This window comes from Vibrio sp. V42_P2S4T144, from assembly GCF_009904715.1.
GTDB classification, from domain to species: Bacteria; Pseudomonadota; Gammaproteobacteria; order Enterobacterales; family Vibrionaceae; genus Vibrio; species Vibrio alginolyticus.
Genome location: NZ_WXWS01000290.1, coordinates 39,413 through 64,455 on the forward strand (window position 1 = coordinate 39,413; position 25,043 = coordinate 64,455).

A 25,043-nucleotide genomic window follows, 5' to 3' on the forward strand; every position below is an offset into this window, starting at 1 on the left:
AATGCCAGCTACGATTGCTGGCATTGGTAAATAAACCTGCTGAATTTTACTTATTGCTGAGCCAGTTTTTGATTTTCACCTGTTGGCAACCAAAACGAAATGATGGTGGTTAGTGCCAAGAAGGCAAAGGATACCCATAGACAGGCTGAGAACCCCCACATTTGGAACACCCATCCAGATAAAACCGTCCCTATCAAGCGTCCCATTGCGTTTGCCATGTAGTAGAAACCGACATCCAGAGAGACACCATCTCCCTTGGCATAGCTGACGATTAAGTACGAGTGCAGAGAAGAATTAACCGCAAACACAGCACCAAAAATCATCAGTCCAACGACAATAACCACTTCTGGGTGCCATTGCTGCTGCACACTGTAAGCAATTACGCCAGTCACTACAGACAATACCAACGCCCACACTATCGCGGCTTTACCATCTGGAGTATGACCTGATTTACTGCCTGTGATCTTTGGTGCAATCCCTTGAATGATACCGTAACCGATAACCCAAATAGCCAAGAATCCACCTACGGCGCTATGATCCCATCCAAACACAGATCCCAGATAAATAGGCAGTGCAATCACAAACCAGACATCACGCGCACCAAACAGGAACATACGAGCAGCGGATAGAATGTTTACGCTGCTAGATTTGGAAAAAATTTCAGAGAACTTAGGTTTATTTTTCGCTTTGCCAAGATCGGATTTAAGGCTAATCACACTGCCGATAAAGACCAGTAAAAGAACACCCGCCATCGCAGCTACCGCATATTGGAAGCCAATCATCGATAACAACGCACCACCTAAGAAAAATCCTGCACCTTTTAGCGCGTTTTTAGAGCCTGTAAGTATGGCAATCCACTTATACAATGCTCCTTGTGCATTCTCTGGCACCAAGGTTTTGATGGAGCTTTTCGCGCTCATCTTGTTTAGATCTTTGGCAATACCTGACAAGGCTTGTGCAGCCATGACCCATGGAATTGAGAGCCAACTTGCAGGAACGGCCAGCATTGAAAGAGCGATGATTTGCATTCCCAAGCCAATATTCATCGTTCGGTTCAAACCAAGACGAGCACCTAGCCAGCCACCGATAAGGTTAGTGACGACGCCAAAGAATTCATAAAAAAGAAACAGGGAGGCGATCTCTAAGGTTGAATACCCCAAGTCATAAAAATAGAGCACCACCAACATACGTAGTGCGCCATCGGTAACGGTGAAGTTCCAATAGTTAAATGTGACCAACATGTACTGGCGGACATTTTGGTTGAGCTTCGACAACATATTTACTCTCTTTAAAAAAAAGAGCCGCCTTAGGCAGCTCTTTAAGGCTTTTACTGATTAGCAAATTGGTGGATGTACTCAACTTGTACATCTTTGGTAAACGCGCCAGGTCGTAACGACTGGACATGGGTGATGATTTCTTGCAACTCCCAACCTTTCTCTAGCAATAGGTGGGCAGCAAGCAAACCAGTACGTCCCGATCCCCCCATACAATGCATCGCTATCTTTTCGCCATTCGCGAGGGCTTTATGCAAAGATGGTGATAAGTGCTTCCAACGAGCTTGGAACGCTTCGTTTGGTGCGCAGTCATCTTCTATTGGTGTATGGAACCATTGCAAGCCTGCTTGTTCAACAAGGTCTGGCAAGTCACCAACACCTTTTTCTTGCATCTCATGAGTGCTCAGTGCTGTGACGACGACGGTGACACCTTGAGACTTGAGTTGATCAATACTGTCAATCAGCGACGCTTCTTTAGTGCCAGGACAAGGAGTTAGTACTAACGCTGCGTTATTGTCTTCAACAGGCAGTTCCCACGTAGGATGTGTCATTTGTTTGCTTCCTTATGCTAGGCCGACTTTACGAACAAGTTCTGCGGTACGTGTTGCGTAACCCATTTCGTTGTCATACCACGCATAGATTTTAACCATACGCTTGCCAACCACCATAGTCGAAAGCGCATCGACAATCGTTGAACGTTGGTCACCTTTGTAATCAATAGAGACAAGAGGGCGTTCTTCGAAACCAAGTATGCCTTTCAGTTCATTCTGCGACGCTTCTTTAAGTAAGTCGTTAACCTCTTCAGCCGTAGTGTCACGCTTAACATCAAAAATAATGTCGGTTAAAGAGGCGTTAGCTAACGGCACGCGCACTGCATGACCATCAATTTTTCCTTTAAGTTCAGGGAAAATTTCGATAATCGCTTTCGCAGAACCTGTAGTTGTTGGGATCAAACTCATACCACAAGCACGCGCACGGCGAAGGTCTTTATGCGGAGCATCGAGAATAGTTTGGGTGTTTGTTAAATCGTGGATTGTCGTAAACGATGATTGCTCAATACCGAGTTTTTCATGGATCACTTTAACCACAGGTGCAATACAGTTAGTAGTACAAGATGCAGCAGTCACAATCTGGTGTTTCTCTGGGTCAAAAATGTGGTCGTTAACACCAACAACAATGTTAGCAACACCTTCTTCTTTGACTGGAGCGGAAACCACCACGCGTTTAACACCTTGAGCTAAATACTGATTCAGGAACTCGGATTTACGGTGTTTACCCGTTGCCTCGATCACCACATCACAACCAGACCAATCTACTGCATCGATAGCTTTTTCTTGCGAGGTGGCGATGGTTTTTCCATTGATGACAATTGAGTTACCTTCACTCGCCACTTCGTGGTGCCAGCGACCTTGCACTGAGTCAAACTCAAGCAGGTGAGCTAAGGTTGCCGCATCACCTGCCACATCGTTAATCTGAACGAACTCGATTTCAGGCCAATCAAACGACGCTCTCAGCGCTAAACGTCCAATACGACCGAATCCATTAATTCCTACTTTGATAGACATCTTAATTTTTCCTTTAAACACAACATTCTGGACGAGATTTCATCTCGGATAAGCGTTGAATATCTTGCTGGTATTCTGCTTTCAGGCAGTTAGAGTCAACTAACCCTTGGATCTGTTTTCTCATCCAACCAGGAAGCTGATCCGATAAACGGTAGAAAACCCACTGCCCCTGACGGGTATCAACCACCACACCACTCGAACGGAGCAATGCAAGGTGGCGAGAAATCTTGGGTTGGCTTTCATTAAGGGCTTCTGTCAACTCCCCGACACAGACCTTTTCTTCACGGGCAATCATTAACAAGCAACGAACCCGCGTTTCATCTGAAAGTAATTTAAAAAACTGGTGAGGTAACATGCCAAATCCTATTTATCTGTATATGCGTATATATTATTTGATGTGTATCGTCTGTCAACAAAAAAACGCAGGGAGATTACAGGATGACGTCGCAACGAGAAGAGAAATAGCTGATGTGATTCTGTAGTTCTTCTATTGCGTTTTGATTACAAGTCACTTCCCAATAAAGGTTTTTTTGATATGCCTCTCTACGCCGTCCAACTCGATGCATCGCGTAGTTGATGTCAATGACATAGTCATAGCCTGGCTCTATTTCATCCGAGGCATCTAAAAAGAGATAACCAAAATATCCGAAGCAATCCAGCGTATCGCCGCAGTCTTCTTCGTTGGGCAGCCTTTCATAACTGATGTGATATCGGTCACTAGAGCGACTAAAAAGAAGCTGAGCAGCAATACAGGCTAGATCGGAGGTTGGGTAGCTAATGAAATGTACAGTTCTCTTATCCATCCTGGCATTCTCATCAATAAGTAAGATTCCACCGTCGTAAAAACATACAGCATATTTTTAGGTTCGTACATATGGATACGTGCATATTTAAATAAACAGACACAAAAGTGTAACAAATGAGTAGTAACGTAACCATCGAAGTTATCAATGACGCAAAACATGGAGATAAGTCATGAAACATACTTTGTCAGCAGCCTTAGTTGGCGCGACGTTACTCGCAGCTAGTCAAGGCGCATTCGCTCGTGATCTGGTTAAAATTGATGGCTCTAGTACAGTTTTCCCTATTACTGAGGCGATGGCTGAAGAGTTTCAGATTGCAGAGAAAGGTAAAACCATGGTCACCGTTGGTATTTCTGGTACTGGCGGTGGTTTTAAAAAGTTCTGTCGCGGTGAAACGGACATTTCGAATGCCTCTCGACCAATTAAGGATTCTGAGCGCAAGCTGTGTGCTGAAAACGGCATTGAGTTTATCGAACTACCAGCAGCACTTGATGCGCTGACTGTGGTTATCAACCCGAAAAATGATTGGGTTAAACACCTGAACGTCGAAGATCTGAAAAAGGCTTGGGAACCAGCGGCTCAAGGTAAGGTTATGACATGGAAGCAAATGAACCCAGCTTTCCCTGATCGACCGCTTAAACTTTTTGGTCCTGGTACTGACTCTGGTACTTATGATTACTTCCTTGAAGCGATTGTTGAAGGTAAGTCTAGCCGTGGCGATTTCACCGCCAGCGAAGACGACAACATCATCGTACAAGGGGTCTCTAATGACGTTGATGCACTGGGTTTCTTCGGTTTGGCTTACTATGAAGAAAACAAAGACAAACTAAAAGCCGCACCAATAAGTTGGAAAGGCAGTCAACCTGTAGAGCCAAGTGTTGAAAATGCCAAGAATGCAACCTACCAACCACTCTCTCGTCCAATTTTCATTTACGTGAACAAAAAATCAGCCGATGAAAAATCGCACGTTGAGCGCTTCGTAAACTTCTATATGGATACTTCACATGCTCCTGAGCTGGTAAAAGAAGTTGGCTATGTACCACTGCCTGACAAAGCCTACAAGTTAGCGCAAGAAAACTTTAAGCAGCGTCGCACTGGTTCTGTTTTTCATGGAGCCGAAGTCGGTGTCGGTATTGAAGAGCTGTTAGCTCGAACTCCTAAGTAAGTCATCATTGTATTGATTCATGGAGGGAAGCTTTGCTGCCCTCCTTGTTCTCTTTACGTAGGCAATGAATATGAATACAACTCAATCCAGCTCTTCAAGCCTTTTGGTCTCTGAAGCCTTTTTAAAGCGACGTGCATTTTGGAATGTGGTGAGTCGTTACCTTCTTATGGCAGCAGCTCTGGCTTCCATTTTTGTCACTGTGGGTATTGTGTATGTGCTGGTTTCAGAATCATTACCCTTTTTCCAGCACGTATCGATTCTCGATTTTCTCACTGATACCCAGTGGACACCAATGTTTGCCAATGCACATTTTGGTGTGATGACGTTGGTTTCAGCAACACTCACAGTGGCAGGTATCGCTCTTGGGGTTGCCATTCCTGCGGGGATTGGCCTTGCCATCTATCTGAGTGAATACGCCAGCAACCGAGTACGAGAAGTGGTTAAACCTTTCCTGGAGCTTTTGGAAGGAGTGCCAACGGTCGTCTATGGCTTCTTCGCGCTACTTTTTGTTACGCCACTGCTGCAAACTTTCATTCCAAGTCTCTCTGGTTTTAACTTGTTAGCACCAGGTATTGTGATGGGGATTATGATCCTGCCGTATACGGCCTCCGTGAGTGAAGATGCCATGCGTTCTGTGCCTATGCACTTAAGAGAAGCTGGCTATGCGCTGGGCTATTCTCGCTTTCGCGTTGCGACGCATATCGTGATCCCTGCTGCCTTATCTGGCATTACTGCCGCTTGTATTCTAGGTATGTCACGTGCGGTTGGTGAAACCATGGTCGTCGCGATTGCTGCGGGGCAAAACCCACGATTTGGTTTTGATCCTACTGAAGGAGCCGCCACCATCACATCATTCATCGTACAGATGGCAATGGGAGATTTACCCCATGGCACGATTGCCTATCAGTCCGTCTTTGCCGCAGGCTTAGTACTTTTCATCATCACTCTGATTTTTAACATCCTCGGTTTCTACCTACGCCGTCGATTCAGAGAGGTTTACTAATGCAAAACACCACTTTAACTCTCGAACAGATCGTCCGTAAAAATAAACAAGCCGATCTCACCGTCGCAACGATTGGGATCATTATCCTGCTTATTGCGATGTCACTGCTGGTCAGTGTTTTTGCCGAGCTGATTTATTCTGGATTTCCTCGTCTTTTTGACGCTGATTTTTATACCAACTTTCCTTCTCGACACCCAGAGCGTGCGGGTATTTTATCTGCATGGGTTGGCACTAGTCTTGTTATGTTGGTGACGGCTTGTATCGCCATCCCCTTTGGTGTCGCCGCAGGGTTGTACCTCGAAGAGTATGCACCAAAGAACTGGCTGACGAATATCATTGAAATCAACGTCAGCAACCTAGCAGGTGTTCCTTCCATTATCTATGGCTTACTTGCTTTGGGCTTGTTTATTTATGGTTTTGGTTTAGGGGAAAGCATCATTACGGCGGGGTTAGTCCTCGCGCTACTGATCCTTCCTGTCATCATCGTATCGACACGAGAATCGATTCGCAGCATTCCTCAGGAGCTACGTGAAGCCGCTTATGGTCTGGGAGCTGACCAATGGCAAACTGTGCGCATGTACATATTACCCGCTGCAAGACCTGGTATTTTAACTGGCACGATAGTTGGATTGGCTCGTGCTATTGGTGAAGCTGCACCTGTTATTACCATTGGTGCGCTAACCTTTATTGCCTTTTTGCCCAGTTCACCTTTCCAAAGTGAGTTCCCATTTATCAATTTTGAGTGGTTGTCCAGCCCGTTCACTTTGATGCCAATCCAGCTATTTAACTGGGTGTCCCGCCCCCAAGCGGAGTTCCACATTAACGCTGCTGCGACAGGTGTTGTGCTCATGGCGATGACAATATTGATGAATGGTATTGCCATTTATATCCGATACCGACTGCGTCGTAACCTGAAGTAAGAGAGAACCAAACAATGACGACACAAACCATTTCAACTTTCTCTAGCCAATCAGCGGCAACCGAGCAAGATAGTGTGAAACGCAGCTCAACGATATCGGCTGCTTCCTCAGTGAAAGAGACGCTTCGTGCGGAAGTCAAAAACCTCAATTTCTGGTACGGCGGTAAGGTTCATGCTTTGCACAATGTCAATTTACCGATTGCGGATAAGAAGATCACCGCTTTGATTGGTCCTTCTGGCTGCGGTAAGAGTACGCTGCTGCGCAGCTTTAACCGAATGCACGACCTCTATCCAGGCAATCGCTATGAGGGAGAAATCCTGTTGCATCCTGGTGCTCATAATCTGATCGATATGGATCCTGGTCTAGTCCGTTTGACAGTCGGTATGGTGTTTCAAAAGCCGAACCCTTTTCCGAAAAGCATTTATGAAAATGTGGTGGCAGGGCTGCGTATTCGCGGTGTCAGTAGCAAAGCCGAGCTTGATGCTCGTGCAGAAGAGTCGCTAAGAGGCGCAGCGATTTGGGATGAAGTCAAAGACAGACTTCACACCTCTGCCTATGGGTTATCTGGAGGGCAACAACAACGCCTTTGTATCGCGCGAGCATTAGCGCCAAAGCCAGATTTGTTGCTACTGGATGAGCCGACATCGGCATTAGACCCGATTGCAACAGCCAAGATTGAAGACCTACTGAGCGACTTGCACAAAGAGACTACGGTAGTCATGGTAACGCACAACATGCAACAAGCAGCGCGTATCTCTCACTATACCGCTTACATGCATATGGGCGAAATGGTCGAATTTGCGCCAACAGATACCTTGTTTACGTCACCAGCAAAAGAGAAGACTCGCGACTACATCACAGGCCGTTTTGGTTAGGAAGATAAAATGGAAAATCATACTCTAAAGAAATTTGATCGTGACTTAGAACAGATAAAAACCGAACTCAATGAACTCGCCAACATTGTGTTAAAAGAGTTCGAGCAAGCGATTGATGTCTTTGATAAACCTAATACTGAGCTAGCCGATAACATTGTTGCTCAAGACCGTATCGCTAACCAGTGCTTGAGTAACATCGAGCAACATGGAGCCAGAGTATTAGCACGTCAACATGCCGTAGCCGATGACCTGCGCTTTATTCTCTCATCAATGCGCATCGCACCCAGGTTAGAGCGTGTCGGTGATTATGCAAAATCGATGGCGGTAAAGTCGAGTCAGTTCAAACAAGTCATCCCTGATGAACTCAATGAGATATTTCACCAGATGCATTTACACTTGGTGACAATGCTGCGTAGCGTCATTGAGGCATACAATACTAAAAATGCCACTCAGGCGAATGTTGTCTGGGAAGGCGATGATACGCTTGATGCCTATTATCGAGATGTATACACACTGCTCATTCAGAGCTTTAACCAACAAGCCACATCATCTGAACAACTGGTTGAACTGTTGTTTATTGCGAAAGGGCTAGAGCGAGCTGGCGATCACATCAGTGACATTGCTACGGATGTACAGTTTATGGTGAATGGGGCTTAAAAGCGCACTTTATGTGAGTCACGAAAGTTTAAAGGTTCTATCAGTAGCTACATACCAATTATCTATCGCCTGTTTCTAAAGCCTTCCTTACGGAAGGCTTTTATCATTCATATTGTGTTAACGAGATAACCAATTAATCACGCTCTCGGAGCTTGGAATCCCACCTGCGTGAACCACTTCTTCATCCATGACAACGCCTGGTGTAGACATCACGCCATAATTCATGATCGTTTCAAGGTCGGTTACTTTTTCAACCGAAACATCAACGCCTTGCTCTGCCGCAACTTTCTCAATCAGTTTCGCGGTATTAACGCAGTTGGCACAACCTGACCCTAGTACTTTAAATGCTTTCATGTTTATCTCCTAAAATTGCCAGAACGGTAAGTTAAATATCCACCCCATAACAGTAAATGCTGTCAGCAGTAGACTAAAAAGAAGTCCCAGTAAGCGCCATTGCATCACTTGTTTTAGCATGACAAATTCAGGGACACTTGCAGAGACAGTGCTCATACAAAACGCTAATGTAGTACCAATGGGAAGACCATTTCTCAGTAAACTCTCCATGATAGGAATCACCCCCGTGGCATTGGAATACAAAGGGATACCAATTAAGACTGAAGCTGGAACCGACCACCACTGACCTGCGCCTAAGTGGGCTTCTATCCAGCCATCAGGTACAAAACCATGTAAGCCTGCACCTATACCCACGCCAATAAACACCCATTTCCAAACCCGACCGATGATTTCAACCATTTCTTGTTTGGCGAACTGATGTCGATACAAAAGCGTGATTGCAGACTCTTCGTTACTAACGTTCAGATTTCCCTGAGTATGCTGTTGGGCTTGGGCTTGGGCTTGGGCTTTCTGCATGGCTTTTGCTGCAAATGGCTGTAACCAACGCTCTGCTCCTATCAGATCCAGCAACCAGCCACTCAACATCCCGATAAGCATTCCAATCAGGACGTACATGATGGTGAACTTCCATCCCAGTAAGCTAAACAGAAGCAATACTGCGATTTCATTGATCAATGGCGAGGTAATCAAAAATGCCATGGTGATCCCAAGTGGGATACCTGCGGAGGTAAAGCCAAGAAAAACGGGAATACTTGAACATGAGCAAAATGGGGTGATTGCACCGAAAACACTCCCCGTCACATAGCCAAAAAGACGCCGTTTACCTGCAAGATAGTGGCGTACTTTTTCAACATTTAAAGAAGCTCGGAACAAAGCAATGACATAAATCATGACGACCAGCAACGCCATGATTTTACTAGTGTCTTCTATAAAAAAGTGAATAGCATCTGCCAGCTTAGTACCTTGCTGCATAGCAAATAGCTGGTAGGTCATCCAATCAGCAAGATGGGTAAAGACTTCAAACATTTTGTTTCCTTCAGCCTCATAATTTGTCTTTGATATCACTAAGACGAAAATGAAGCTAAAAGGATGCAGAATAGTTTATATTTTTTGATCGATAGAGAAGTGTTAGCCAGCGTGAGTTTTAAACTGACCGAGGATAACAATCGCGTTATCGACTTCATCGGATAACGAGCTAGCGATGTTTTCATTCGTCACCGCTTGTTGTGTTGCCATGTCGGCAAATGAGCGAATGTTATTAATCATATCGGTCATTGCGTTTGCTGACTGTTCTTGTTGAGACGTGGCGATTGAAATGTGTTGATTTATCTCAACCATATGACCAATCACATGAGTAATACTATCTAATTGAGCAGATGATTCCTGAACGCTATTTGTGCATGTATCCGCATTTGTTTTTGCGGCATTGATTGCTGAGGTTATATCGTTTGCGGCTGACGCAATTGACTTAACCACACTTTCAATTTCAATGGTCGCGGTTTTTGTTCGGGCAGCTAAGGTGCGGACTTCATTCGCCACGACGGCAAATCCTCTACCTTGTTCGCCTGCTCTGGCAGCTTCTATCGCGGCATTGAGTGACAACAGGTTAGTCTGCTCTGATACTTCTTCGATAACATCGAGTATACTGCCTATTTTCTGACTGTCTGACACAAATTTATGCGTTAGTTCTGTTAGCAAAATGAAAGAGCGTGAGAGTTCAGTTAACTCACTCACAGCAGACTCCGATGAGCGTTGTCCTCGTATAACGGATTTGCTCGTGTTTTCAGTATGCTCTTGTCCGAGTAAACACTGCTGAGCAACATTAGATGAGGCTTGGCGCATATGGTTAATATTGCTATAGAACTCTTCGAGTTCAGTCAGCAATAAACTCATTTTCTCACAAGTTTGCTTGCTCGCGAGTGCGCTTTGCTGACTGAGTGACTCTGTGCTGTTGATACGCTGTGCCAGCTCGGAAAAACTCAAGCGGAGTTTTTCGATGATCAGATTAAATGAAGCGGAAAGCTGAGCAATCTCTTTTGCCCCTTTAACTGGAAGTGATACGGTCAAGTCTCCGTCTCCAGAAGCGATATCGGTCATACGTTCGACAACATAGTCTATCTGATGAGTTATCTTTCGACCAAACGTATAACCTGATACTGAAACGACTAATAAAATACAGGCCGCGCCTACCAAGACAAATGTGTCTAGTTGACGTAAATCTTGTACTAAAGACGCTTTTTGCTCGGTCAATAAATTATCAATAAAAGTCTCTAATTGAGTGAAATTCTCTATCGCCTGTTGGTAATTGAGTGAAAATGCCGCAGGATCAACGCTTGTTTCTAGCACCATTTTTTTCGTATTGAAGAATTTTGCTAGAGGCGCTTCTGCTTTAATAGCATCGAATACGCCTGGCTTGGTCTCATTTAAAGTATCAAAACTTTTTAGCGCATTTTTGTATGCTTTCTTCAGTTGGTAATTGGAATCCGTAGACAGCATGATGGCGATTGCACTGACCATCGTGGCTGTAACGTCGTTACTCATAGACGCATTTTGGGTAGCTGTATGGGCAAGCTGAGTGAGCTGATTCGATTGATAATCTAGCTCTTGGAGCAATGGCAATTTGCGCGAAACGACTTCTTGCATCAATTGGTAGATTTTATGTGCGCCATCTAACGATGTTTGTATTTCAGCTAACAGATCTTTTACTTGCAGATCTTCTGACTTTGATGACTCATCACCAATGAAAATCGTACCATGTATATCAGCGTATTTCTGTGCAGATAAAGTGTTCATGCCTGATTGGAGCGTTAACCACTCTTTATCGATTAAGTTCTGGATGTGCTCTTGGTCAACGCTATTTTCTGCTGCGGCCAATTGGTAGACGAGTAGGCTGAAATTTCTAAGTGATGCACCAGAAGCTGAGGTGTGTTGATAGAAATCTATCGTATCTTGATACTGCTGTTCTAAATGGGTTGAAAACTTGCTGGTGTTAGATAGTGTTAGCCAAACCAGAGCCACTAAACCCATCAGACAAGAGACGACAATCGCGAAAATCATTCGCTTCATACAAAAAATCCCTAATATATGAAAATACATATATATTAATGTTGTTTTATTAGGGTTTTATGACAACTTGAATTAGATAATTAGTCTTGAAAGAAGCAACAAACTCGCTGCTGTTCGTCGAAACGTATATGACATTGTACTTGCAAAACATTTCTGAGTTTTTGTCGAGCACGTTGAATGCGTGATTTGGTTGCCACTAAAGTGAGTCCATTTTGCTCGGCAAACTGCTGTTGAGTAAGACCTTGTAGATCACACTGTTTGATAATTTCGCTCTCAGACTCCGTCAGTTTTAATAGAGCTTTAGGTAGGCATTGCGCAAGGCTATCGACAGCGGGGAGTTCATGCTCTTCCCATATCGACGCATCATCACTCAGCTCCTGAACTTGTTCTTGATTCGCCCTACGTTGCTTATCAATGAGCATATTCCGTGCTACCCGATATAACCATGCTCTTTGGTTTTGAATATCGCAAAACGCTTGCCTCTGCTGTAACGCTTTTAAGAAGGTATCTTGTAGTAAATCAAAGCTCAGCTCAGGATCACCCGTTTGTTTAAGCAGCCAGTAGTAAAGCTCGGACTCGGAAAGATGCCATGTCTCAATGAGACATGGCACTGCTGAAGTTTGTTTCGAAATACGGCTCTTAGGCATAATATTTACGCTTCATTTTCAAGGCGACGTTAACCAAAGCGATTAAGACAGGCACTTCTACCAAAGGTCCAATCACACCAGCAAACGCTTGATCAGAGTTTAACCCAAATACAGCGATTGATACCGCGATAGCCAGCTCGAAGTTGTTACCAGATGAAGTAAAGGCGATGGATGCATTTTGGTCATAAGGAATACCCATACGCTTCCCGATGTAAAAGCTCACAAAAAACATCACCATAAAATAGATGATCAGTGGTACTGCAATACGCAATACATCCATCGGTAACTCGATAATCATTTCACCTTTCAGACTAAACATCAAAACGATGGTTGCCAAAAGCGCAATCAGGGTGATTGGCGAAATACGAGGGATGAAGACTGCGTTATACCACTGTTCACCTTTTGCTGCGACCAATAGCTTACGGCTTAGGAACCCCGCTAAGAAAGGGATGCCTAAATAAATTAAGACGCTTTGTGCAATGTCCCAGATAGTGATGTCAACAACGAAACTTTCAAGACCAAAGTAAGGGGGCAAAACAGTGATAAACAGCCATGCCATAAAACTGTACGTGACAATCTGAAACGCGCTATTTAAGGCGACTAAGGTTGCTCCGTACTCTTTGTTTCCGCCGCTGATATCATTCCAAACCAACACCATTGCGATGCATCGAGCAAGGCCGATCAGAATGAGTCCCACCATATAGCCAGGTTGATCGCGCAAGAAAATGATAGCCAAGATGAACATCAAAATCGGTCCCACGAACCAGTTCATCACTAAAGAAAGCGTTATCGCGCGTTTATCACGAGTGACCTCACCTAAAAGGCTATAGTTCACTTTCGCCAACGGTGGGTACATCATTAAGATTAAGCCAATGGCAAGTGGGATATTGGTTGAACCAACAGATAGGCTTTCATTCCACTGAGCGACTTGAGGAAATAACACGCCAATCCCGACACCAACTGCCATTGCAAGAAAAATCCATACGGTTAAGTATCGATCAAGAAAACTCATTTTTTCAGATGCGCTGGTTTCGACACAGCTTGAGACATTACTCATACAAACCTCTTTCATTTAAAATTGATAAACCAACGGAATAGGGCATTATTCGTTCACACCATTCGAACATGATTTGCCGTTGATGAACTGCAACTCTGACTCGATAAATGTCAAATTATGCTTGAGGGTGATCTCCAGCACTTGCTTAACCCAAGGCGCTAGTTCGGGGTTGATACGGTAGTAAACCCACTTACCACGTCGCTCATCCAGAACAAGCTCGTGCTTTCGCAATTCGGCAAGATGCCGAGAGACTTTGGGTTGACTGAGATTCAGCGCTTCCATGAGATCACAAACACACAACTCTCCTTGCTTCTGCATTAAAAGCAGAGACTTAAGCCGAGTTTCTTCAGAAAGTGCTTTGTAAAGAAGGATTGGATCAAACATAGAAACTATTCAACGCCATAAAACATATGAAATATCATATATCTGATTTTCCATATGTGTCAATTTTTCAATTAAACAGTGCTTCTGAGAGATAAGTTAGATTAGGAAAAGTAAGTCGATAACTATGAGAAATTAGCGTCTTAATATTGAGACTAAATTGGAATGGGGCAAAAGTGAGTTACGCTGAATTCCCAATATTTATATCAAACTGTATTGTTCCTACGTTTACGACTTAAGCCGATATGTGAGATATCTTTTTACCACAGTAAGAACAGTACCGTGCGTTACCATCAGGATCATGGTGCAGTCCTCTTGAACAATTGAATTTAACCCAAAACGTCCTTCTTAAAATACGCCAGTAATAATACATAGTCATACCCTAGTCATCGTAAATAAGGCTTATTATTGTTGATGACATTGCTTTAGCTATTAGTTCGTTAAACCTGCATTCACTTCCTTGTGTTAACCTTGAAAACTCATCCAATGGCTAATTTTGTCTCCGCAAAACGTAGTTTTTTCTGGCGTGGGCTGGCTAAAAAGTACGCCAAGGTTAATGGTCCCAATCTCCCCATATACATCATAAAGATGATAATGAGTTCACCCGATGCGGAAAGCTGACCTGTTAAGCCACGAGATAACCCCACAGTACCTAATGCAGAAACCGCTTCAAACACGACATCTATCATCGGGGCATTTTCCGTCAAGAGTAATGCAAAGATGGCTAACCACGTCACTACAACCGAAATCATCGTCAGTGCAAGAGCTTTGCTGATCGTATCTTTCGCGATTTCACGTTTAAACACATGGATTTGCTCATCACGACGTAAGTAAGCGTACGTCGATAAAATCAGTACCATAAAGGTGACAACTTTGATGCCACTTGCGGTACTTAACGAACCACCACCAATGAACATCAGCACTAGAATAATTGCCGTTGTTGCATCTTCGAGTTGGTCAATCGCAAGTGTATTAAAGCCTGCGGTTCTTGGGGTTACCGCCTGAAACCAAGAAGCCAGCCACTTACCGAGTTCGCTGAGTGGCGCTAAGGTGTTGGGGTTATCACGCTCGATTAGGTAGATGGCTATCACTGCCACGGCATTGATAAGCACGGTTCCCGTTATCATCATGCGGCTATAAACCGTCAGCTTTGACCACCGACGGTTTCGCTTTAAATCCATCCAAACCGAAAAGCCTAACCCGCCAATGATAAATAGTCCTGTAATCGTCAGGTTAACGACGGGGTCATCCACATAAGGCATTAAGCTATCAGCACTTAAGGCAAACCCTGCATTATTAAACGCACTGATGGTATAGAAAAAACCGTGAAATAGACTGGTTGCCCAGCCAAGTTCATCGCTCCAATACCAGGTCAGTATGGTCATCCCAACCAGTTCGACGGTCAGAGCAAACATCAGCACGGATTTAGCGGTCGCAACAAGCGTTGAGGAATCGGTTTGATTAAATGCTTCTCTTGCGACGGTACGCTCTAAAAAACCAATTTTCCCTCCCAAAGCAATCAAGGTCACAATGGCAAAGGTCATGAGTCCGAGGCCACCACACTGAATGAGTAAAGCAATGACAACTTGCCCGAATAAAGTGAACTGAGTGCCTGTATCAACCACCACTAGTCCTGTCACCGTTACGGCTGAGGTAGCCGTAAACAAACTCTGTATCCAAGTGATAGGCTCATGAGCCGCGATAGGCAGTTTGAGTAATGCCGTACCCAGCAGGATGAGCAGTAAAAAGCTGCCACTTAAAATCAGGGGCGGCGCACCAACTATTTTTTTCCTGACTTGGGTTTACGTTCTATCGGCGTGATAGAGGGGTGCCACAATACCATGTCACACCAACCTTGGAGCGAGATACTTTAGCTCAGCGCGAGTGCCGCACAACAGAATGATATCATTCGCTTTCAAGACAAAATCATGACCAATCTGATTGAGCACGTCTTGTTCACGTTTGATGAGAACCGTTTGCACACTGCCTTTGGCATCACCAAGAATTTGTCCAATCGGAGTGTCGTGTAACGATGCTCTGATATGAATTTCAACCACATACAACCCATGACCTAAGGACAAGTAGTTATTCACCATAGGGTAGTTTAGTGCCTGAGCGACACGCACGCCCATTTCCTCTTCAGGGTGAATAATACGTTGAACGCCAAGTTTTGACACTATGGTGTGATGTGCTTTGGTACTGGCCTTGACCCAAATCTCTTTAACACCGAGATTTTTCAATGCCAAAGTGCAAAGCAAACTTGACTGCATATCTTCCCCAATCGCGATCAATACCGCTTCACTGTTGCCAAGATCTAATTCACGCAGCGCATTCTCATCGGTGGAGTCACAAATAATGGCTTGCGTTAACTCCTCGACATATTTCTCAACAATTTTGGGGTCGCGGTCAACGCCCGTCACGGTGTGTCCGAGATGGATCAGTTCAAGACTGGCCGCGATACCAAAACGTCCAAGTCCAATGACAGTAAAATGTGCCATGACAATACCTTTACTATTTTTTCCAAAAGTGTGGCAATAACATGGCTAACACCGTGAAATATTCCAGTCGGCCAAGGAGCATTGCCAGATTTAATATCCAGATGCCTGTATCAGAAACAGGTTGAAAATTGCTTCCTACCACGCCAAAACCAGGTCCAAGCACATTGATACACGCCACCACTGCGGTAAAGGACGACCAAAAGTCCAGTCCTGTTGCCATCATCAGCAAAGTGAACACCACGGTGGTCAGCGCTGCCAGAGACATAAAAGCCATCACAGCATTGGTCACATCGGAGGCCACAACGCGCCCTTGATAACGGATCGGCAAAATGGCTCTGGGATGGGCAATCTGGCGAATTTCTCGTCGAATTACTTTGAACGTAATGATATCGCGCACAAATTTATTGCCCCCTGCGGTTGAACCTGAGCAACCACCAAGATAGGCACAAAACACCAAAAAGAGTGCGCTTGCCGCAGGCCAACTGCCCAAATCCGCTGCCCCAAATCCTGTACTGGTCATAAATGAGACGACGCTGAACATGGCAAAGCTAAGAGAGGTAAGAAAATCGTCATAGGCAGAATGGCTAAAAATGTACCACCCCAAAACAAAGGAGAGAGCAATCGCTGTAAGAATAAATACTCTTGACTCTTCATCAGAGACATACAGACGTAGCCCTGCAAAACCACTTCGAAATACTCGAAAATGAAGACCAAAACTGATCGCGCCCAACATCATGAAAATGTTGGATAACATAAGGATAAGGTGACTTTCAAAATGCCACATACTGGCGTCATGCGTCGAAAAACCGCCTGTTGAAACCGTGGTAAAACTGTGCGCAATGGCATCGTAAGCCGACATCCCCGCAAAATAGTAAGCCAACGCACACGCAACGGTGATCGCTAAATAGACACCCCAGAGATAATGTGCCGTCTTATTGATACGGGGCGAAAGCTTGTCATCCTTAATGGGTCCAGGCGTTTCTGCCTTAAGCAGTCGCATTCCTCCGACATTGAGCATGGGCAGTACCGCGACGACAAAAATCACCACGCCTAACCCACCCATCCACTGAAGAAATTGACGATACAAGAGAAAAGATTTCGGCATATCGTCCAAGCCAGCCAGGATGGTGGCACCAGTGGTGGTTAAGGCACTGATGGACTCAAATATTGCGTCAGTCATACTGACTTTGGTAACGAAATGGATCGGCAATGCACCTAAGAAGCCAGTTAATACCCAAGTTAAACTGGCAAACATTAACGCATCTCGAAAGGTGACTTTATGCAGCTCACTTTTTCGCAATAGAACGGATAACAAAAAAGCAGAGAGCATCATTACCGCCGAAGGAGAGAAGAAGTCACCTGAAATATGATCTTGAAATATAAACAGCGACAATAAACCAAATGAACCTTGCACAATCCCCATCCAAAGCATGGGCATGACCAAGAGTCGAACGGTATTCTTGAGATTAATCACGAGGTGGCTCCATCGAAACTAAACGGTAGCCAATCCCTGATTCGGTTTTAATGAGCTGTTGTTCGTCTGCACTATCGTTGAGTTTTTTGCGCAACTGGCTAACCAATACGCGCAGATAATGAGTATCTTCGGTATGACTTTCGCCCCACACCTCTCTCAACAAGTCTGTCTGTTTCACAAGTTGCCCTGGTGTAATCATGAGCATTTCAAGAAACGCAAACTCCTTTTTGGTCAGAATGACTTCAGTATCGTACAGCCAGCATTGATGGGTACTTTTTTGTAACTTGATCCCACTAAAAGTAACGATATCCTCGCTAAAATGGTCACTGACCAAATCTCGCAGCAGTACCTTAATCCGAACAATAAGTTCTTTAATGCCAAACGGCTTACTGAGGTAGTCGTTAGCTCCCGCTTCAAGCAAGCGGATCTTCTCTTCTTCTTGATCGCGTGCCGTTAGGATGAGCACAGGCGTTTTACTTGACTGACGGATCATCGATAGGAACTCAATACCATCACCATCAGGCAATCCCAAGTCGAGCACCACCACATGCGGCTGAACACGCTCAAATTGCACTTTTGCCGTGGCTAACGAGTCTGCTCCCACGTAATCAAAGCCTTCAGCCGCCAAAGAAATTCGCATAAACGTTTGGATTTGAGGCTCATCATCCACCACCAGTATTTTGTAGTTCACTACTGCTCTCCTTGTTGACTGCTTGGCAGCGAAATCCGAATCAAACAACCTTGTTGTACTTCTACGCATTCGATATGGCCTTGATGGGCTGAGACCACGCCTTTTGCCACACTCAATCCAAGGCCTGAGCCAGAATCGTCACTTCTTTTCTCCTTGCCTGAATAAAACAGCTCGAACATTCTTTCTGCTTCATCGGGTTGCAGTGATTGGCCTTGGTTGTAGACATCAATCACCACATTTTGCTGATTCTGATAAATTGTCACACTGACCTGTTTATCTTTAGGGGAATAGCGCAACGCATTGTCCAAGACATTAAATAACGCCTGCTCTAATAAAGCCCGACTGACTTCAACCGATGAAACCGCCCCATTGACGACAACCTCAATACTTGTGGTGGATAAAGAGAAACGGCCAATGACGCTTTTTACAATGTGCACTATGGATTCTTGTTGCTTCTGGATGTGAACCACGCCGTGCTGCAATTTCGTCGCTTGCAAAAGGTTCTCTATGTATTGGTGTAAGCGATGGCTTTCTTTGATGGCACTGTCGAGCAGTTCATCCTTTTCTTTGGCTTGAAGTTGCGTCTGATATTCTTTGAAAGTGGTGAGATTACCGATAATCCCCGCGAGCGGGGTTCTCAAATCATGAGATACGGAAAGCAAAATTTGGTGGCGCAGTTGAACTTGTTCTAGCGCATTTTGTTGGCGTCGATATCGCTCAGCGAGCTGACTGGTAGTAAAGGCAACCACAATAAAAACAAGTAAGTTGATGATGTCATCTAAGTGGAACATCTGAAGCGAATATCGAGGCGTGGTAAAGAGGAAGTTAAAACTGACGGCTTCGGCAATCGCAGCCACATAAGCTATTCGTGAGTGACATTGAAGGGCAATCACAACGATAGAAAGCTGGAGTATCAGCAACACCGCAATGGTTGAGCCTAACCAGTGATCAAGTCCTAAAGATACGACAAGTGCAAGAACAAACACCGATGCCGATAAGAGATAACGCTTCTGTAGCCAACTCATTGCCATATAAGTCATTTGAAAGAAAATCTTAACAGCGACTCTATCAGATGCGCAGTCAGGGTTCGCGTAAAAAAAGCGTAAAAAAATGGCGAAATCTAGAGGCGTTATATCCAATCAGAGGAAGTCACAAACAGCATCATAACTTCCTCGACTTATGTATTGGTTAAGGTTTTGCAGAGCCTTCATCAACCCACTTCATGTTCAGATCTCTCTGCGGGAAAGGGATGGTTAGCCCCGCGGCTTCGATATTCGGTTTCACTTGCTTCTGCACCGCCCAATAGGTTTCCCAGTATTTGTTCGTCGGACACCAGGCGCGAAGTTGGAGGTTCACTGAACTATCAGCCAGCATGTGGACAATCACTTGAGGCTCAGGATCTTTAAGGATATGTGGTTGGGACAACGCTAACTCTTTAAGCACATTCAGCCCGACTTCAACTGAATCTTGGTAAGAGATGCCAACCGTGATATCCATACGACGTTTGTTGTTTCGGCTAAAATTACGAATGGTTGAATTCCAAACCGCACTGTTCGGACTAGAGATGTAGAGACCGTCCGCTGTCTCGAACACAGAAGTGAATAGACCAATATCGACCACGCTACCAGAGTAGCTTCCGAATTCGACGAACTCGCCTTTTTTGATTGGCTTCAGAAATAAAATCATGATACCTGCGGCAATGTTACTCAGTGTGTCTTTCAGAGCTAGGCCAATCGCTAAACCCGCTGCACCGACTAGGGCAACCAAGCTGGCAGTATTCACACCAAAGAGGTCTAGAACAATGACCAACGCGACTAAATAAACCGCATAAGACGCGACTTGAGAAAGCAAGCGAGCGATAATTTCATCCCCACCGCTGACTTTCTCTGTTGCTTTAAATACCCCGCGCTTGACGAGCTTGGATACCACAGAAGCCAAGATAAAAATAAAAATCGTCAAGAGCGCATTTTGCAAGATCTGCATAATGAGTGCCTGATGAGTATCGTAAAAACCAGCGATATGTTCCATGGTTACTCCTCTATCTCTTTTTGTATGGATTGGTAATGTTTACTGCGTGACTCAACCAGTTCACCGTTCAATTCATCAATAAATAACGCTTTAATTTGATTATTATTCGCGACTTCAAGACCTTGTGTGGTTCCAAGACAAAGCAGAGCAGTAGACAAGGCATCCGCTTGAGTTGGGTCGTCGTGAAGAACGGTTACCGACACTGTATGGTGCTTAACGGGCGTTCCTGTTCTGGCATCAATGATATGGGTATAGCGCTGTCCATCTTGATCGAAATAGTGCCGATAAGTACCTGATGTCATAATTGCTTGAGGGAAGTCGAAAGCCAACACTTTCTGTAGCGTTCGTTCTCCAGGCAAGGGCTTTTCAATCGCGATTTTCCACGGCTCGCCATTCGGTTTTACGCCACTCACCACCACTTCTCCCCCGAGTTCAACCAGGTAGTTGGTGATTTGGTATTGTTTAAGTACCTCTGCCAATCGGCCAACGCTGTATCCCTGAGCAATGGAGGATAAATCGACGTGAACTTGTGCAGATGCTTTCGTCATCATGGCGTCGTCAACCTGAATTTTATCCATGCCCACCGACATCATGACGTTATCAAGCTCTTGTTTTGATGGAATGGATAGCTTATTTTGTGTAAATCCCCAGAGGTCAAACAAAGGTCTGATGGTCAAGTCATAACACCCTCGGGACTGTTGAGAAACGCCTTTCGCGACCTGTATCAGATGAGTAATGTTATTCCCCACCTGACCAGACAAACTCGCTCCCGAGTTGAATGCAGAGATGGTTGAATCGGGACGATAGTTCGACATCTCTTTATCAATTTCGGCGAGTACCACTTCCAGCTCAGCATCTAACTTATTGCTATCAACGGTTTCTTGACTCCAATAGCTCACATGCCATGTTGTCCCTTGAGCCATTCCCGATAGTTTTTCTACCTTCGGAGACGCGCTTTCGCATCCTGAGAGGAAAACTAGACCAACAACAATCCAGCCTAATTTAGACATTACAGCGCTCCATAGATGAGATAACCGTTGTACACCAAATAACACACCAACAGCACCGCGCCTTCACTGCGAGAGATCGTCTGCGATTTACCAAAACGAGCGGCGGTCAAAAGCAGCAACCCCGTGACAAAAAGCATCGATGTCCAGTCACGCCAGAAGACTTCAGCACCAATATTGCTAATAGGCTCAATGGTGCCAGCAATACCGATGACGGCTAAGGAGTTAAACATATTTGAGCCAACCACATTACCCACAGCTATATCATGCTCACCTTTACGCGCTGCCACGATGGATGCTGCTAATTCAGGTAAGGACGTTCCTAAGGCCACAATAGTTAGACCAATCAATAAATCGCTGACACCGAGTTGTTGTGCGATTTCCACAGCTCCCCACACCAAAATACGCGAGCTGATAATCAGTAACACTAACCCTGCAATCAGCCAGAAAATGGATGACTTCAGTGACATACTTTGACTAGACAGTTCGTCGTCCATCTCTTGTTCTAAGTGGTCTCCCTTTGAGCGTAATGCGCTCCAGATTGACCAACCAATCAAAAGCATGAATCCACCAATCAACGCCCAGGCTTCTAATGTGCTGATATGGTGATTCCACAACATTGCGCCAATGACAAGCGTGACGAGTAAAAGAATGGGAAGTTCTTTACGGATGATGCTTGAATGCACAGCAATCGGTGCAATGATCGCGGTCACACCGAGTATTAAGGTAATGTTGACAATATTCGAACCGACGGCATTTCCAAGCGCCAGAGCAGGATTGCCATCCATAGCCGCCATAGCCGAAACCACCATTTCTGGTGCCGATGTACCGAATCCGACGACCAGCATACCAATCAATAAAGGTGGCATTCCTGCGTAGTTGGCACTAGCGGCTGCGCCTTCAACAAATTTATCTGCACTCCAGACAAGCAGTGCAAAGCCAGCGATAATCGCGAGTGAAGCTAATAGCATGTTTAATCCCTATTAAATAACGTAAAAGTATAGAATAACGGCCAAAATTAATCGGTAGATGACATAAGGCATCATCCCAAATTGATTCAGGAATTTGAGGAAGTAGTGGATCGCCAGTATTGCGGTGAGAAAAGAGGTAACGCTACCAATTAAAAGTGCCAGCCAATCTACGGTTACCGAACTATCCATCGCTACTTCAGCGATTTTGGCTGCTGCCGCGAGAGCAGTAATCGGTATGGCAAGCAAAAAGGACAGGCGAGAGGCTGCTTGTCGATTAAATCCTAGTATCAATGCTGCGGTGATGGTTACGCCTGAACGAGAGGTGCCAGGGATTAAGGCTAATGCTTGCGCACACCCGACAATCAGTACATCTCTCCAACCGAGAGATTCTAACTCTCTAACTTTTCGACCAAAGATATCGGCTAAACCCAGCATCACGCCATAAGCAACGGTTGTAAACAGAATAACCATAACAGAGCGATGCTGGTCATCGATTAAATCAAGAAGAAATAACCCAGCTAATGCCGCAGGAAAGGTTCCCCACAAAATCGCCCAGGCTAAGCGACTGTTGGCGGAGGAATATTGACGCTGAGTGATCGATTTACCCCATTCAGTGATCAATAGCGCAATATCTCGTCGAAAGTAGACGAGCACGGCGAGCAGCGTACCGATATGAGTGGCGAGATCGAAGCTAACTCCCTGATCGACTACACCAAGGATGGTAGGCATTAAGATCAAATGAGCAGAGCTAGAAATGGGGAGAAACTCGGTGATTCCTTGCACAATCCCTAAAAACAAAGCGTACCATGCATCCACAGCAGGTTTCCTTTTGTCATTTCGGGCAGGCAAAAAACAAAAGCTAAATCGCGATCCTACCCGTATCGCGATTTAGCTTAAGTCTTGCCAGAACATGTCGAACGTGAATACCACAAGCGTGAGGCTTGGAGACTGTTGATATTCACTCCACTACTAATCAGTAGTGGAAGGCTACTCCCTTAAACGAGCTGAATTGTAACTAATAAATACAATTTATATCAAATGTTAAATGAATGAGTTGAGATAATAAAAATTGGGCTGAGAGTTTGTGTGCGAGTTTTTGCTCTAACTAACAATACACAGTTTCACAATCCATCAGAGATAAGTTTTGTGAGGGCTACGCATAGTACAGTTGACAGTAATGCTCTTTGCCGCAAAGAAGGAATGGGGCAATTTTGAGTTACCCAATTGCGTATAACGTCAGCGAAGCTGCAAATCATTTTTGTTTGCTAGCCTTTGTTATCAACTGAAACTCCATACCAGAGCGTTTAGTGTTACGGGTTCTATAGCGCGTTGGATATTTATCAAAAAAGTCAGATAACTTCTTCAAACCGTAGTTTCGAGGGTCAAAATCTGGCTTCAATCTTTTCAAATATTTGCCAATTTCACCTAGTTTTGCCCAACCCGATTCATCTCTATAGTTCTGCCAAGCTTGATGCATTAATCGCCATAGTTCGCGTTCTGCGTCTTGATTAGAGCTTGATTGTGCCTCCTCAAGATCAACATCAGCGTTTAAGTTCTCTATTGCAACAAAGTCGTCACAAGCGTTTTTAAAAGAAGTCGGAGTCATCGCTTTTCCAACACCGATAACGTGTATCTCTGACTCTCTTAATCTCGTAGCAAGACTTGTAAAGTCACTATCACTGGATATCAAAGCAAAAGCATCAAACCGTTGACTGTATAAGAGATCCATTGCATCAATAATCATTAAAGAATCTGTGGAGTTTTTTCCAGATGTATAGGCAAATTGCTGTTTGGCTTGAATAGCTAACTCATTTAAAGGCTGCTTCCAATTTTTTAGTTGCTCAGCAGAAAAATCACCATATGCACGTTTCACGATGATCTGCCCAAAACTAGAAAGCTCTTCAATAATCAGGTTTAGCTTTGAGTGCGGAGTGTTTTCTGAATCAATTAATACAGCGATTTTTCTGTTACCCATAATCCGTGCGTGACCATCCTTTATGTAGTTAGTTGCACTATATCGGCATTAGTAATATTTGTTCAAATGGGATTGTTCAGAAATGATAAGAGTAACAACTCTAAACAGGAAAGGGGCATTTTTCGTTCGGAAGCGCCTCTGGATAAAAACTAAATATGAATCTTACATCTCATCCACTGCATACTTTGTGCGAGAGCTGTCGAATTGAACATGGTATTGCCTTCCATCTTTTGAGATGAGAGCAGTGCTGCCTACAACGTTATGCATTGGAATATCGATCATAGACCAACGTGAACAGTCTTCTAACTCTAGTACAGTAAGTCCCATTTGCTGTGACAACTTTAGAACTATTGATTTTGAATTATTGCCCATCTTTTCACTCCTCCATAGTTGCAGATTATTGCATCTTGTTGCATTGGTGAAGTAAGGTCAATTTAAGGCTGAGACAATTGAACAGAAATGAGGTCTAACAAAGTTTGGGGCCTTTTTGTGTTACACGATCCGTCATCACACTTCTGGATAAAAATGCGTTACGAAAAATCGAAGATTAGCAATTCATTAATAACTCTTTGTAAGTCAAATATTGCCAGTTAATAAGCTTTCGTACAGTACGCACTTTGCGACGTTATTTT

Annotated in this window: 26 protein-coding genes and 1 pseudogene; 5 read left to right on the forward strand and 22 right to left on the reverse strand. The window is 44.4% G+C overall.

The window, feature by feature from the left end:
* Positions 1–50 precede the first annotated feature (50 nt).
* From arsJ to CAG68_RS09925, 5 genes are all read right to left on the reverse strand, one after another.
* On the reverse strand, positions 51–1,277 hold the full coding sequence (arsJ, locus tag CAG68_RS09905; RefSeq protein WP_161441074.1) for an organoarsenical effux MFS transporter ArsJ: 1,227 nt from the start codon (positions 1,275–1,277) through the stop codon (positions 51–53).
* Between the two features lie 50 nt (positions 1,278–1,327).
* Positions 1,328–1,825, reverse strand: coding sequence for a phosphatase domain-containing putative toxin (locus CAG68_RS09910; protein WP_161441075.1), 498 nt, complete (start codon positions 1,823–1,825; stop codon positions 1,328–1,330).
* Between the two features lie 12 nt (positions 1,826–1,837).
* The gene (locus tag CAG68_RS09915) at positions 1,838–2,839 is read right to left on the reverse strand and encodes an ArsJ-associated glyceraldehyde-3-phosphate dehydrogenase (protein WP_161441076.1); all 1,002 of its coding nucleotides are present in this window, start codon (positions 2,837–2,839) and stop codon (positions 1,838–1,840) included.
* 13 nt (positions 2,840–2,852) lie between these two features.
* A complete protein-coding gene (locus CAG68_RS09920; RefSeq protein ID WP_071178641.1) occupies positions 2,853–3,194 on the reverse strand; it encodes a metalloregulator ArsR/SmtB family transcription factor in 342 nt (113 codons plus the stop codon).
* 76 nt (positions 3,195–3,270) lie between these two features.
* Positions 3,271–3,642 (reverse strand): hypothetical protein, encoded by a 372-nt coding sequence (locus CAG68_RS09925; RefSeq protein ID WP_161441077.1) that lies wholly within the window; start codon positions 3,640–3,642, stop codon positions 3,271–3,273.
* 172 nt (positions 3,643–3,814) lie between these two features.
* Here CAG68_RS09925 and CAG68_RS09930 point away from each other — a divergent pair, with 172 nt between their 5' ends.
* From CAG68_RS09930 to phoU, 5 genes are all read left to right on the forward strand, one after another.
* Positions 3,815–4,807 carry a PstS family phosphate ABC transporter substrate-binding protein gene (locus CAG68_RS09930; protein WP_161441078.1) on the forward strand — a complete coding sequence of 331 codons (993 nt, stop codon included), beginning with the start codon at positions 3,815–3,817 and terminating at the stop codon, positions 4,805–4,807.
* A gap of 70 nt (positions 4,808–4,877) precedes the next feature.
* Entirely contained in the window at positions 4,878–5,810 is a 933-nt protein-coding gene (gene pstC / locus CAG68_RS09935) for a phosphate ABC transporter permease subunit PstC (RefSeq protein ID WP_202599909.1), read from the forward strand.
* Entirely contained in the window at positions 5,810–6,730 is a 921-nt protein-coding gene (pstA, locus tag CAG68_RS09940; protein WP_102969022.1) for a phosphate ABC transporter permease PstA, read from the forward strand. Before pstC ends, pstA begins: the two co-directional genes overlap by 1 nt.
* 14 nt (positions 6,731–6,744) lie before the next feature.
* On the forward strand, positions 6,745–7,605 hold the full coding sequence (pstB, locus tag CAG68_RS09945; RefSeq protein ID WP_161441079.1) for a phosphate ABC transporter ATP-binding protein PstB: 861 nt from the start codon (positions 6,745–6,747) through the stop codon (positions 7,603–7,605).
* A gap of 9 nt (positions 7,606–7,614) precedes the next feature.
* The gene (gene phoU, locus CAG68_RS09950) at positions 7,615–8,262 is read left to right on the forward strand and encodes a phosphate signaling complex protein PhoU (protein WP_161441080.1); all 648 of its coding nucleotides are present in this window, start codon (positions 7,615–7,617) and stop codon (positions 8,260–8,262) included.
* Positions 8,263–8,379: 117 nt separating this feature from the next.
* Here the strand turns inward: phoU and CAG68_RS09955 are convergent, their stop codons facing one another.
* The 17 genes and pseudogenes from CAG68_RS09955 to CAG68_RS10035 all read right to left on the reverse strand — a co-directional run bounded on the left by CAG68_RS09955 (position 8,380) and on the right by CAG68_RS10035 (position 24,783).
* The gene (locus CAG68_RS09955; RefSeq protein ID WP_161441081.1) at positions 8,380–8,616 is read right to left on the reverse strand and encodes a thioredoxin family protein; all 237 of its coding nucleotides are present in this window, start codon (positions 8,614–8,616) and stop codon (positions 8,380–8,382) included.
* Between the two features lie 9 nt (positions 8,617–8,625).
* The gene (locus CAG68_RS09960; RefSeq protein WP_161441082.1) at positions 8,626–9,642 is read right to left on the reverse strand and encodes a permease; all 1,017 of its coding nucleotides are present in this window, start codon (positions 9,640–9,642) and stop codon (positions 8,626–8,628) included.
* Positions 9,643–9,744: 102 nt separating this feature from the next.
* The gene (locus tag CAG68_RS09965; RefSeq protein WP_161441083.1) at positions 9,745–11,682 is read right to left on the reverse strand and encodes a methyl-accepting chemotaxis protein; all 1,938 of its coding nucleotides are present in this window, start codon (positions 11,680–11,682) and stop codon (positions 9,745–9,747) included.
* Between the two features lie 80 nt (positions 11,683–11,762).
* Positions 11,763–12,329 (reverse strand): sigma-70 family RNA polymerase sigma factor, encoded by a 567-nt coding sequence (locus CAG68_RS09970; protein ID WP_161441084.1) that lies wholly within the window; start codon positions 12,327–12,329, stop codon positions 11,763–11,765.
* Positions 12,322–13,386: an ACR3 family arsenite efflux transporter gene (gene arsB / locus CAG68_RS09975; RefSeq protein ID WP_161441085.1), complete on the reverse strand. Its 1,065-nt coding sequence runs from the start codon at positions 13,384–13,386 to the stop codon at positions 12,322–12,324. The genes CAG68_RS09970 and arsB overlap by 8 nt, the downstream gene beginning before the upstream one ends.
* A gap of 45 nt (positions 13,387–13,431) precedes the next feature.
* Complete coding sequence (locus CAG68_RS09980; protein ID WP_161441086.1) at positions 13,432–13,770, reverse strand: metalloregulator ArsR/SmtB family transcription factor; 339 nt, start codon at positions 13,768–13,770, stop codon at positions 13,432–13,434.
* A 476-nt stretch (positions 13,771–14,246) separates the two neighbouring features.
* Positions 14,247–15,610: pseudogene (locus tag CAG68_RS09985) on the reverse strand (TrkH family potassium uptake protein).
* 1 nt (position 15,611) lies between these two features.
* Positions 15,612–16,265: a potassium channel family protein gene (locus CAG68_RS09990; RefSeq protein WP_025787165.1), complete on the reverse strand. Its 654-nt coding sequence runs from the start codon at positions 16,263–16,265 to the stop codon at positions 15,612–15,614.
* A gap of 13 nt (positions 16,266–16,278) precedes the next feature.
* Positions 16,279–17,739, reverse strand: coding sequence for a TrkH family potassium uptake protein (locus CAG68_RS09995; RefSeq protein WP_337250508.1), 1,461 nt, complete (start codon positions 17,737–17,739; stop codon positions 16,279–16,281).
* Positions 17,732–18,430, reverse strand: a complete 699-nt coding sequence (locus tag CAG68_RS10000; RefSeq protein WP_014234407.1) for a response regulator — start codon at positions 18,428–18,430, stop codon at positions 17,732–17,734. Before CAG68_RS10000 ends, CAG68_RS09995 begins: the two co-directional genes overlap by 8 nt.
* Positions 18,430–19,455, reverse strand: coding sequence for an ATP-binding protein (locus CAG68_RS10005; RefSeq protein WP_161441087.1), 1,026 nt, complete (start codon positions 19,453–19,455; stop codon positions 18,430–18,432). The genes CAG68_RS10000 and CAG68_RS10005 overlap by 1 nt, the downstream gene beginning before the upstream one ends.
* A 163-nt stretch (positions 19,456–19,618) precedes the next feature.
* On the reverse strand, positions 19,619–20,458 hold the full coding sequence (locus tag CAG68_RS10010) for a mechanosensitive ion channel domain-containing protein (RefSeq protein ID WP_161441088.1): 840 nt from the start codon (positions 20,456–20,458) through the stop codon (positions 19,619–19,621).
* Positions 20,459–20,460: 2 nt separating this feature from the next.
* Entirely contained in the window at positions 20,461–21,468 is a 1,008-nt protein-coding gene (locus CAG68_RS10015) for an FAD:protein FMN transferase (RefSeq protein ID WP_161441089.1), read from the reverse strand.
* Positions 21,468–22,436: a calcium/sodium antiporter gene (locus tag CAG68_RS10020; RefSeq protein ID WP_161441090.1), complete on the reverse strand. Its 969-nt coding sequence runs from the start codon at positions 22,434–22,436 to the stop codon at positions 21,468–21,470. Before CAG68_RS10020 ends, CAG68_RS10015 begins: the two co-directional genes overlap by 1 nt.
* Before the next feature lie 12 nt (positions 22,437–22,448).
* Positions 22,449–23,252, reverse strand: coding sequence for an undecaprenyl-diphosphate phosphatase (locus CAG68_RS10025; protein WP_161441091.1), 804 nt, complete (start codon positions 23,250–23,252; stop codon positions 22,449–22,451).
* A gap of 436 nt (positions 23,253–23,688) precedes the next feature.
* Complete coding sequence (locus CAG68_RS10030) at positions 23,689–24,411, reverse strand: NYN domain-containing protein (protein WP_025559098.1); 723 nt, start codon at positions 24,409–24,411, stop codon at positions 23,689–23,691.
* Positions 24,412–24,573: 162 nt separating this feature from the next.
* Positions 24,574–24,783, reverse strand: a complete 210-nt coding sequence (locus CAG68_RS10035; protein WP_114765384.1) for a hypothetical protein — start codon at positions 24,781–24,783, stop codon at positions 24,574–24,576.
* Between the last annotated feature and the right edge of the window lie 260 nt (positions 24,784–25,043).

Coding starts and splice junctions, on each gene's coding strand:
- CAG68_RS10030 (WP_025559098.1), bottom strand. CDS start 24,411: ATGGGTAACAGAAAAATCGCTGTATTAATTGATTCAGAAAACACTCCG.
- pstA (WP_102969022.1), top strand. CDS start 5,810: ATGCAAAACACCACTTTAACTCTCGAACAGATCGTCCGTAAAAATAAA.
- CAG68_RS09955 (WP_161441081.1), bottom strand. CDS start 8,616: ATGAAAGCATTTAAAGTACTAGGGTCAGGTTGTGCCAACTGCGTTAAT.
- CAG68_RS09910 (WP_161441075.1), bottom strand. CDS start 1,825: ATGACACATCCTACGTGGGAACTGCCTGTTGAAGACAATAACGCAGCG.
- CAG68_RS09980 (WP_161441086.1), bottom strand. CDS start 13,770: ATGTTTGATCCAATCCTTCTTTACAAAGCACTTTCTGAAGAAACTCGG.
- CAG68_RS09925 (WP_161441077.1), bottom strand. CDS start 3,642: ATGGATAAGAGAACTGTACATTTCATTAGCTACCCAACCTCCGATCTA.
- pstC (WP_202599909.1), top strand. CDS start 4,878: ATGAATACAACTCAATCCAGCTCTTCAAGCCTTTTGGTCTCTGAAGCC.
- CAG68_RS09930 (WP_161441078.1), top strand. CDS start 3,815: ATGAAACATACTTTGTCAGCAGCCTTAGTTGGCGCGACGTTACTCGCA.
- pstB (WP_161441079.1), top strand. CDS start 6,745: ATGACGACACAAACCATTTCAACTTTCTCTAGCCAATCAGCGGCAACC.
- CAG68_RS09970 (WP_161441084.1), bottom strand. CDS start 12,329: ATGCCTAAGAGCCGTATTTCGAAACAAACTTCAGCAGTGCCATGTCTC.
- CAG68_RS10015 (WP_161441089.1), bottom strand. CDS start 21,468: ATGTCTAAATTAGGCTGGATTGTTGTTGGTCTAGTTTTCCTCTCAGGA.
- arsJ (WP_161441074.1), bottom strand. CDS start 1,277: ATGTTGTCGAAGCTCAACCAAAATGTCCGCCAGTACATGTTGGTCACA.
- CAG68_RS09915 (WP_161441076.1), bottom strand. CDS start 2,839: ATGTCTATCAAAGTAGGAATTAATGGATTCGGTCGTATTGGACGTTTA.
- CAG68_RS09965 (WP_161441083.1), bottom strand. CDS start 11,682: ATGAAGCGAATGATTTTCGCGATTGTCGTCTCTTGTCTGATGGGTTTA.
- CAG68_RS09990 (WP_025787165.1), bottom strand. CDS start 16,265: ATGGCACATTTTACTGTCATTGGACTTGGACGTTTTGGTATCGCGGCC.
- arsB (WP_161441085.1), bottom strand. CDS start 13,386: ATGAGTAATGTCTCAAGCTGTGTCGAAACCAGCGCATCTGAAAAAATG.
- CAG68_RS10020 (WP_161441090.1), bottom strand. CDS start 22,436: ATGCTATTAGCTTCACTCGCGATTATCGCTGGCTTTGCACTGCTTGTC.
- CAG68_RS10005 (WP_161441087.1), bottom strand. CDS start 19,455: ATGAGTTGGCTACAGAAGCGTTATCTCTTATCGGCATCGGTGTTTGTT.
- CAG68_RS09960 (WP_161441082.1), bottom strand. CDS start 9,642: ATGTTTGAAGTCTTTACCCATCTTGCTGATTGGATGACCTACCAGCTA.
- CAG68_RS10035 (WP_114765384.1), bottom strand. CDS start 24,783: ATGGGCAATAATTCAAAATCAATAGTTCTAAAGTTGTCACAGCAAATG.
- CAG68_RS10010 (WP_161441088.1), bottom strand. CDS start 20,458: ATGGAACATATCGCTGGTTTTTACGATACTCATCAGGCACTCATTATG.
- CAG68_RS09920 (WP_071178641.1), bottom strand. CDS start 3,194: ATGTTACCTCACCAGTTTTTTAAATTACTTTCAGATGAAACGCGGGTT.
- phoU (WP_161441080.1), top strand. CDS start 7,615: ATGGAAAATCATACTCTAAAGAAATTTGATCGTGACTTAGAACAGATA.